A 1,512-nucleotide genomic window follows, 5' to 3' on the forward strand; every position below is an offset into this window, starting at 1 on the left:
CTGCAAGTCTGCCATTTCCTCGTCCGTCAGGAAAACATTCTGGTAACGGCCATAGGCGCGGGCGGAGCGTCCCTTCTCTATCTCTCTCTTTATCTCTATCTCTTTCTCTAACTCTATCTCTATCTCTGGTGGACGAATGTCGGACAAATGTCCGCCGTTTGTCCGAGGCGCGGAAAGAGCCTTATTTTGGAGCCTCGCCGCCCGCTTTCGCTCAGCCTCGGTAGAGGACTGGCCGATTAAAAGTTCGATGTTGCTCATGTAGAAGGTACCGCTGTCCAGCACTTCCACAAGGCCCAGCTTCAGAAAGATTTGCAAGGCCCTCTCCACAGTGCCGATCTGCTGGCGGGTGATGGTGGCGATCATCTGCGCCGTGTAGGGGATGTCCTCGTCAAGCTGGAGCCGCCCGCCATGTTTCAGCGATTTCAGATACAGCTTGAGCAGAATGTTGGAATACAGCACACCGTCCTGCATACTTTCCAGCAGCACGATGGAATCATCGTCAAAATAGTTTTCTTTGAGTTTCAGGTAATAATATTTTCGGTTGTCTGACATAGGGTTCCTCCTTGGGGTTTCTCTTGGGATTCTGTACGCATTTTAAGGCTATTTTAGGGGTCAGAGGATAAATCTATCAGACTGCCTTTGACACCCCCGAAAAAAGCCTTGATTTACAAGGGTTTTTCAGCCCCTAAAGCGTGACATTTCTCCCGTTGTTTCCGCTTGCGCTTTGCGGCGTTGATCCGCTTCATGCGTGCGGCACATTCCGGGCAGTATTTGGCTCGGTTGGAACCGGGGGTAAACAGTGCCTTACATACGGAGCATTTCTTAGCATTCAGCCGGTGGAACAGCGCCGTTTCCAGTTCCTTATCCTGCGGCAATACCGCCGCCCGAAACCACCTGCACAACAGGGAGTAGGAAATAGACTGGACACAGACACATTCCTCCCCATCGTCCAGGGCGATACAGTTTCCGTCGATGTAGTTACAGCACTCATGCACCAGCCTCCGCGCTCTGCGATACTGGCGGTAATCCATGACAGGGATAGGTTCAGTCTTGTTGTTCTTCATAAATGATTTCTTTCATAGTGCAGCTAACCTCCTTAAATGAATTTATTGTTAAATATTCGTGCAAAGTATTGTTTTCTTCGTGCAAATGGCATATACTATAATTGCCAGCAGAAAGGGGTTGATCGTATGGCTGGAAATACCACAAACATCAGTATCCGCATGGACGCAGATTTGAAAGCGCAGGCGGACGCACTGTTTACTGAACTTGGCATGAACCTGACTACGGCGTTTAACATCTTTGTGCGCCAGTCGCTTCGTGAAGGCGGCATTCCCTTTGAAGTAAGGCTGGAACAGCCGAACAAAGAAACGGTTGCTGCCATGCTGGAAGCGGAAAGGATTGCAAAAGACCCGTCTGTAAAGGGCTACAATGACCTTGACGAGTTATTTGCTGACCTGAAAAGATGAAAGAAACCAAATATACCGTCAAGTACACGACCAGTTTCAAAAA

General features: G+C 49.2%; 3 protein-coding genes. 1 reads left to right on the forward strand and 2 read right to left on the reverse strand.

Going from position 1 to position 1,512, the window contains the following annotated elements; translation table 11 throughout:
- A partial coding sequence (locus H8S44_RS16105) for a phage replisome organizer N-terminal domain-containing protein (RefSeq protein ID WP_186997567.1) occupies nucleotides 1-552 on the reverse strand: 552 nt, incomplete at its 3' end.
- Between the two features lie 113 nt (nucleotides 553-665).
- Nucleotides 666-1,064, reverse strand: coding sequence for a cysteine-rich VLP domain-containing protein (locus H8S44_RS16110; protein WP_186997568.1), 399 nt, complete (start codon nucleotides 1,062-1,064; stop codon nucleotides 666-668).
- 126 nt (nucleotides 1,065-1,190) lie between these two features.
- Here H8S44_RS16110 and H8S44_RS16115 point away from each other — a divergent pair, with 126 nt between their 5' ends.
- Nucleotides 1,191-1,469: a type II toxin-antitoxin system RelB/DinJ family antitoxin gene (locus tag H8S44_RS16115; protein WP_005924829.1), complete on the forward strand. Its 279-nt coding sequence runs from the start codon at nucleotides 1,191-1,193 to the stop codon at nucleotides 1,467-1,469.
- Nucleotides 1,470-1,512: the final 43 nt, after the last annotated feature.

It is taken from the genome of Anaerosacchariphilus hominis (assembly GCF_014290175.1).
In the GTDB taxonomy this organism is placed as follows: domain Bacteria; phylum Bacillota; class Clostridia; order Lachnospirales; family Lachnospiraceae; genus Laedolimicola; species Laedolimicola hominis.

What these genes read in the sequence shown, in the direction of transcription:
- H8S44_RS16110 (WP_186997568.1), bottom strand. Translation starts at nt 1,064, where the DNA reads ATGAAGAACAACAAGACTGAACCTATCCCTGTCATGGATTACCGCCAG.
- H8S44_RS16115 (WP_005924829.1), top strand. Translation starts at nt 1,191, where the DNA reads ATGGCTGGAAATACCACAAACATCAGTATCCGCATGGACGCAGATTTG.